The sequence below is a fragment of the Desulfuribacillus stibiiarsenatis genome, from assembly GCF_001742305.1.
In the GTDB taxonomy this organism is placed as follows: domain Bacteria; phylum Bacillota; class Bacilli; order Desulfuribacillales; family Desulfuribacillaceae; genus Desulfuribacillus_A; species Desulfuribacillus_A stibiiarsenatis.
In genome coordinates this window covers 23,873-30,040 of sequence record NZ_MJAT01000009.1, presented here as the reverse complement: position 1 = coordinate 30,040, position 6,168 = coordinate 23,873, and the positions used below count along the sequence as shown (strand labels likewise).

General features: G+C 35.7%; 11 protein-coding genes. 8 read left to right on the top strand and 3 right to left on the bottom strand.

Annotation, left to right across the window (positions count from 1 at the left end; all coding sequences use genetic code 11):
- Positions 1-397 (top strand): ATP-binding protein (locus BHU72_RS05445; RefSeq protein WP_176720417.1); only part of this gene is annotated, 397 nt, incomplete at its 5' end.
- A 176-nt stretch (positions 398-573) separates the two neighbouring features.
- On the opposite strand, the gene BHU72_RS05440 is transcribed toward BHU72_RS05445, so the two are convergent.
- Positions 574-1,551: a copper amine oxidase N-terminal domain-containing protein gene (locus BHU72_RS05440; RefSeq protein ID WP_069701632.1), complete on the bottom strand. Its 978-nt coding sequence runs from the start codon at positions 1,549-1,551 to the stop codon at positions 574-576.
- Between the two features lie 438 nt (positions 1,552-1,989).
- Between BHU72_RS05440 and BHU72_RS05435 the strand changes: the two genes are divergently transcribed.
- The 7 genes from BHU72_RS05435 to BHU72_RS15835 all read left to right on the top strand — a co-directional run bounded on the left by BHU72_RS05435 (position 1,990) and on the right by BHU72_RS15835 (position 4,986).
- Positions 1,990-2,190 (top strand): helix-turn-helix transcriptional regulator, encoded by a 201-nt coding sequence (locus tag BHU72_RS05435; RefSeq protein ID WP_069701631.1) that lies wholly within the window; start codon positions 1,990-1,992, stop codon positions 2,188-2,190.
- A 283-nt stretch (positions 2,191-2,473) separates the two neighbouring features.
- Positions 2,474-2,668 carry a hypothetical protein gene (locus BHU72_RS05430; protein ID WP_069701630.1) on the top strand — a complete coding sequence of 65 codons (195 nt, stop codon included), beginning with the start codon at positions 2,474-2,476 and terminating at the stop codon, positions 2,666-2,668.
- On the top strand, positions 2,668-2,877 hold the full coding sequence (locus BHU72_RS05425; protein WP_069701629.1) for a hypothetical protein: 210 nt from the start codon (positions 2,668-2,670) through the stop codon (positions 2,875-2,877). Before BHU72_RS05430 ends, BHU72_RS05425 begins: the two co-directional genes overlap by 1 nt.
- Positions 2,877-3,995, top strand: a complete 1,119-nt coding sequence (locus tag BHU72_RS05420) for an FtsK/SpoIIIE domain-containing protein (RefSeq protein ID WP_069701628.1) — start codon at positions 2,877-2,879, stop codon at positions 3,993-3,995. The genes BHU72_RS05425 and BHU72_RS05420 overlap by 1 nt, the downstream gene beginning before the upstream one ends.
- On the top strand, positions 3,943-4,599 hold the full coding sequence (locus BHU72_RS05415) for a hypothetical protein (RefSeq protein ID WP_069701627.1): 657 nt from the start codon (positions 3,943-3,945) through the stop codon (positions 4,597-4,599). The genes BHU72_RS05420 and BHU72_RS05415 overlap by 53 nt, the downstream gene beginning before the upstream one ends.
- Entirely contained in the window at positions 4,596-4,826 is a 231-nt protein-coding gene (locus tag BHU72_RS05410; RefSeq protein WP_069701626.1) for a hypothetical protein, read from the top strand. The genes BHU72_RS05415 and BHU72_RS05410 overlap by 4 nt, the downstream gene beginning before the upstream one ends.
- 16 nt (positions 4,827-4,842) lie before the next feature.
- On the top strand, positions 4,843-4,986 hold the full coding sequence (locus tag BHU72_RS15835) for a hypothetical protein (protein ID WP_176720416.1): 144 nt from the start codon (positions 4,843-4,845) through the stop codon (positions 4,984-4,986).
- Here BHU72_RS15835 and BHU72_RS05405 read toward each other — a convergent pair.
- Together BHU72_RS05405 and BHU72_RS05400 are read right to left on the bottom strand one after the other, a co-directional pair.
- Positions 4,967-5,329 carry a YhjD family protein gene (locus BHU72_RS05405; protein ID WP_069701625.1) on the bottom strand — a complete coding sequence of 121 codons (363 nt, stop codon included), beginning with the start codon at positions 5,327-5,329 and terminating at the stop codon, positions 4,967-4,969. The two genes, BHU72_RS15835 and BHU72_RS05405, sit on opposite strands and share 20 nt — an antisense overlap.
- A 91-nt stretch (positions 5,330-5,420) precedes the next feature.
- A complete protein-coding gene (locus BHU72_RS05400) occupies positions 5,421-6,113 on the bottom strand; it encodes a DNA-methyltransferase (RefSeq protein WP_069701624.1) in 693 nt (230 codons plus the stop codon).
- Positions 6,114-6,168 lie beyond the last annotated feature (55 nt).

The following is a 6,168-nucleotide window of genomic DNA, read 5'->3' as shown; positions in this document are numbered from 1 at the left end:
TACCTCAATTGGAATTGCAGCAGCAAAAAAGCGAACGAGCACCTATTTCATTAAATGCAATGATTTGCTCTTACATTTAAAGCGGGCAAAATTAGAGAACCGCTTAGAAAGTCGCTTAAAACACTATACAAAATACAAGCTTTTAATTATTGATGAAATTGGCTATTTACCAATCGATAAAGAAGATGCCAAACTCTTCTTTCAACTCATTGATATGAGATATGAAAAGAAAAGTACGATTTTAACAACGAATGTTGGTTTTAAATCCTGGGACGAGGTATTCCAAGATCCTAAGATAGCAAATGCAATTTTGGATCGTGTCCTCCACCATGCAACGGTAGTTAATATTATTGGTGATTCTTACCGAATTAAGGACCATCTGGAACGAGATAATTAGTAAAACTGTACATTCTTAAACAGTCAAAAGTGTACATGTTTATGTTGACATTTATATGTATTATCATTTTTGGGGCTGATGCCTTGTATTATGCTCAAAGTTGCCTCTTGATAAGCGAATTTATCACTATTTTTAAGTCTTGGCAACTTTATTTTGCCATTTCATGCGATAACCGCCTACTTATGGTAGTCGCCAATATACCCTACAAAACTGTCCCGTATAACAGAAAAGTCCGGAAGTAAAAGCATGCTATTCCCTAATATACCTGTGTACTTGCCATCTTTTTCTTGCGAAACCGCTAACCACAATGACACCGTCTTATAGTTCGACACATTCTTAATTTTTACTATTCCGTCTTTATCTATAACCACTGCACCTTCCCATCCTGGGTCTTCGTTAAAAATAAAGACATTTTCTTTACTATCATCCTTCTTTATAAGTAAATAACTTGCCCTGTAATAATACCCATTAGATAGTTCCGGAAAATAGACTATAAGTGTGTCATCTTTTAATTTTATTTTCTCAAGCACTCTGTCGGCATAGTAATAATGCTCTTCTTGTACCTTTCCAACTGCTTTTTGACGCTCATCCCAGTCTTTCGGATATTCTTTAGGTAAAGCTGAGGGGGGAAGTACCCCCGGCTTTGTTGGTTGAAAATCCGTTGTAGGCGTGTTCATTGTCAAACCTCTGTTTTCAGGTAACGTTAATTGATTTACATTTAAACTTTCTTTAGATATATGCACCGTTTTCGTAGAAGATTCCCACTCTACGTCTGCTTCTAACATTTCCGATACAAAACGCAAAGGTACATAAACACGACCAAACCTATTACTAGCACGTGTACCAATTTCTATTTTTTCACCATTTTTGATCACATGAGTAGCCCAACTGTATGGAGTGAATACTACAGTATTCCCCTCATAGGTAATACTTACCTCCTTAGCCTCAGCGTCCCAATTCACCTCTGCGCCCATTGTCTCGGATATAAACCGCACAGGTACTAATACACGTCCCTCATCTCCAATATAGGGCTTAGGCTGTGGGAAATCCATTAACACCCCATTCAAAGTTATGTTTATATCCTGTGCGCCAGCGAACGACGCTGATAAGACCGTGATTATAACGGTGCATAGTAACCCAATAATTTTTTTCATGGTAATACCTCCAATGTGCAATTTGTAAATCTTTTTTCCATTTTCTTCAACTACAATCATTTCATTACCATTTTAATTCTTAAATTCATTCGACACTCATAATCCTTATCCTTCCTATCGACAAAACTTGTCAAGATTCGACAAATCATGCTATTAGATATGGTAATTTGGTTTAAAAAATAAGCCTTTCAAAAGTATATAAACCTCCGAAAGGCTCCTAACCATTTGTTCCATATATTGTTATTGAGTTGGCGGGAATTCAAGATGTATGGACCTCCACTAAAAATTTTTCAAGGTTATATTTCATACATTATAGAACTAATATTTGTAGTTTGAAAAGTACCCATTTTCAGTGTTACAGTACATGACAAAACTAGATGTTTTTCGCTAAAGGATTCGACAAAAGTAATAGCGAATAGCCTAACTTGGGGTGATCGGATGAAGTGTAATCTAATTGTGATATTGGCTGAAAGAAAACGCGATAAACTTCCAAATTCAAGACAATGGCTTGCAGATCAAGTTGGAATAACTCGACAACAGCTAGGAAATATATTAAACGGTGAAGATACTAGACTTTCAGTAGCAAAGGCTATTAGTAAAGCTGTAGATAGAAAAATCGAACATATTTGGCCAGAGTAGCTATTTTAAAAAGCTACTCTTTTTTATTTTACATTTGGAAAATATATTGTCATATAGAAAATTAGTTTTACATATATTTTTATCAACGAACAACAAGTGTCACTGACTAACTCATACTTCCCTGCATATACGCTACATACACCGCGCGAATACCACAGTGAATATTCTGCTACAGCTTGTCATTGCTTGTACAAATCCTTACTTTATAAGCATTTTTCAAGTTTATAGATTGCGGAATAGGAGCGAAAATCGAAGATTAGAGCGACGAAAGGGGCGTGAAATTTTGGTTTTTTTGCAGATTATAAGCGTGGTCGTTATTGGGCAGTTCATTGTCTTTTCACTCGATGAGTTCAAGAAAAAAGACATTGCAAGCTTAGTATCAATATTGATTGTATTTATAAGTTTGGGATTGGTTCTAGGAGAGTTGCTAGAAGCCTCAGAGCGTATAGCGAGTCTATTTAAGAAAGAAGGTGGGTGATGTTAACCAAGCTACTTCATGACATTGTATTGGCTGTTGTTACGTCGGTTGTGTGTTTTGCAATGAGACAAAGAAATGTAGCATACCTAGTGGTTCTGCTAGCAGCGTTCTTAGCTTTTGAGACGTTGATAATCGTAACAATAAGCATTGCTGATTCAATTAAAGTATTCGTTGAAAGTCTTAAGCCTTCATGGTTAGGAGGGAAATGATGAAGAAGGATAGCACGGCCGAGAATGCAGCTAGATTTGTTGTAAATCTTTGGAGGTACAGAACCAGCAATCGTATTAGAGCTATTGTAGAGGATACAATCGATATTTTATATAAAGAAACGAAGCCACTTATTATTAAGGCAATCAATGAAAGCCATTTTATATTATCAATTCCTCCAGGATGCAATTTTAAAACATTTAAAGATAAGCTTGACTATTTCAGTGACGCATTAGGCTATGATGTCTACGTCGAAAAGAAAGGGTGTTCCATTCATATGAAAGTATTAACTGAACCAATTCAAACAATGTATCCATTTGATTTTGATTACGAAAATGCAAAAGGGTTTCTCCCCTTCCCCGTTGGATATAGTGCTAAAGGTTTGCTGATTCGTGATTTGGCTCGTTTTCCGTTTATGTTAGTAGGTGGAGTTCCGGATGCTGGGAAAAGCAACTTTATACACGTTATTTTGACATCTCTGTTAGTCTCTAGAGCTAATTGCTACATTACCGTTTTTGATTTTAAAAAAACTGAGTATAGCATGTATATGCGTGACCATGGACTACTTGTAACCGATGAATCAAAGGCCAACGAAGTCCTATATAAAATGAATGAAGAATTGGACAGAAGAAATCAATGGTTGTCGGAAATAGGGGAAGTTAAGATTCACGGCCTCGAGGGCCAACCACCATTTTTGTTCTTTGCAGTTGATGAGTTGACCGAACTCCAAAACAAAGATAGCCAATTGTTATTAAATCGTGTTTTGCGATTAGGTAGAAATTCCGGTTTCACAGGAGTCCTTGGTACTCAAAAGCCTTCTGCAAAGACTTTCCGCGACGGTACTTTTACTGAAACACGATCGTTGTGCGATGCTCGTATGTGTTTTCGAGTGAAAAGTGGTGAAGACAGTAAGATGATTCTTAATAATGCCAACGGTGTGAATATTCCGGCTATTCGCGGTCGCGGAATATTCCAGTGGGATGATGAGATCGAAGTACAAACATTATTTATGGATCCTAAAAAAATTATGTCGCTAGTACCGAATAAACGCGAAAGGGTGATTATCTTTGACAGTAACGAAAATGACCAACCACAAAAAATGCTTCGCCCGAGACAATAAGATAGTCGAGTATGTCAAGCGGTGGGGATTTCTATCGACGGATCAGATCGCGCATTTAATATTTGGAGGTACTAAAACAAGCAAGCGACTTGCACAGCGTAGACTGAAATACCTGGTCAAAGAAAATATATTACAAAGAAAACGTGTATCTTTTGACGAGCCGTATATCTATTGGTATAACGCAAAGAAAAACATTCTCCAGGCTGCCCATATAGTGGCCACCAATTGGATAATAATTAAGCTTTTATCCGAGAAGCTAGGTTATGAAATGGTTACTATGGCATCTTACGAGGATGATTATGATATTTTGCGATGTGACTGTTTCGTTGAGATATATAATGACAAAGAAAAGAATTATAGGCATTACTTTATCGAAGCAGATATCTCGCATAACGATTTTGACAAAGTAGTCAAATACAACAAGCTTTATGAGAACTATAAGGACATCAAGCAAAGTTGGATTAAACGCACAGAGGGATTCCCAACTATACTTATAACAACTCATCGTAAAAAAAGTATCGAAAAACGATTGTTTAAAGAAAATAAGCACGGCTTAGAATTTCAAATTTTTGATTACGATGAATTGAGGAGGAGATTTGTATGACTTGGGGCTTTATAGTGCAAAAGACATTTACCGACGGGAATGGATGGATTCTATTTGCTCTTTTAGCTCTTGGTTTTGTTGCTTGGGTTGCAATGCTAGTGTTAGGGGCTTTCAATAAAGCTAGTATTAAGAATCTAGTAGGTACAGTTTCATTCTTCATAGCCTTAGGATTGGTCCTAGGGGTCGTGATTGATGTCTTAAATAAACTGATTAAGTTTACTCAATAAAAAGGAGCGTGTTGATATGTTACCAATCCCAATAGCTCAAGCTGCTATCAGTTTGTTATCTCTGGCAGTAATAAGTCTGGGGATAGTTCCAGTAGCAGTATTAAATGAACATGTTACGAAGCAAGAATATTCTTATGGGATTAGAAAGATGATGCACTAACTTTTTGATTAACGTACTCGTTTACTCTATTTCTTATAACGTATCGGTCATAGTGATGTCTAAATAGATATCCATTATATTTTACACCTATATATACACCATCAGAGCAAATCTTACTATCAACTATTCGAATGTTATTTTCTCTCATGAATATACGATACTGCGAACGTTCTTTTGAGCTAGCACTGATTACACTATCTAATAATTCTAGATAAGCCTTGCCAAATTTTAATGCAGAAGTCTCTTCTAACAATATTTTATCTTTTTCTAGCTTTTCGATAATGTATGGAATTAGTACTGAAAATAGAATCTTATCGTTTTCTTCACTTGTTAGAATCTTCATACAATCACTCCAATAGAATCTAATATTATTTTTTGCTAGAAATGCAAAAATCACCAGAATAACCTCGTCATTATGGCGAGGTTATTTATTATTATTCAAGTTCAGGAAATTTCCGTTTCATTAAATCATAGAAATAGCTGTCTATTTCAAATGCTATACAGTCCCTATTGTTGTTTATACAAGCGCTTAAAACCGTACCGCAGCCAGCAAAAAAGTCTACAACTAATTCAGATTCTTCAGTACTATTGATAATAATTTTGTCCATCAGTTCTACTGGTTTCTCATAAGGATGCGTTAATTTATGGTTTGATATTTTAGGTATTCTCCAAATATCAGATGTCGACCTGCACTTGGTCCTTCTGTTCTTGTCTTTTGATTTAACAGCAAAGATTAGAAATTCGTGCTGAAATCGATAGTGATGTCCAAGACCAATATGTTGCTTATCCCAAACAATTAAATTTTTGATTATAAAGCCTGCCCTTTTCATCCATAAGGATAAGTAGGCATACATCCTCCAATCAATAAACACATAAATATGTCTTCGCTTTTTTAGTATTCGATATGCCTCATTTAGCCATTTTAAGGTAAATCTCATATATTCTTTAAACTCCAGATTATCATTTTGTGTAATACTAAATCTGGGTTTACCTGTTTTCGTTTGAGTAGTTCCTCCAAATGCAAGATTAAATGGTGGATCAGCAATAATAAGATCTACTGATTCCTCTGGTATTTGTTCTTTGGACCCATGGACACAATCTATGTTATATATTTTATAATTGTTCATTTAATCACCTCTTATAATTAGAACGTATGTTCTCGTTATAACTCCGGTAATTTCC